The following is a 248-nucleotide window of genomic DNA, read 5'->3' as shown; positions in this document are numbered from 1 at the left end:
AATCAGCAACGAGGCGATTCCCGGGCTCACGCCAGCCTGAATGCCATAGTTGATCACGCCCCACATGCCCAACCCGAAAATAATGCCGTAGGCGGCCACATAGCGGAACTTGACGCCGGGGCGCTGGATGAACAACACCAGCGGCAAGGCGGCGAGGGCAAAGCGCATGCCTGTCAGCACGAACGGGTCGATGGCACGCAGGCCCAGCTTGGTAATGGGAAAGTTCAGCCCCCAGACCAGGGTGACGA

Annotated in this window: 1 protein-coding gene; it reads right to left on the bottom strand. The window is 61.3% G+C overall.

Going from position 1 to position 248, the window contains the following annotated elements:
• A partial coding sequence (locus tag KZZ04_RS20265; RefSeq protein ID WP_219424045.1) for an EamA family transporter occupies positions 1-248 on the bottom strand: 248 nt, incomplete at both ends.

The sequence above is a fragment of the Pseudoalteromonas sp. CR1 genome (assembly GCF_019392235.1).
Lineage (GTDB): Bacteria > Pseudomonadota > Gammaproteobacteria > Enterobacterales > Alteromonadaceae > Pseudoalteromonas.
This window is presented reverse-complemented; position numbering and strand designations above follow the sequence as displayed.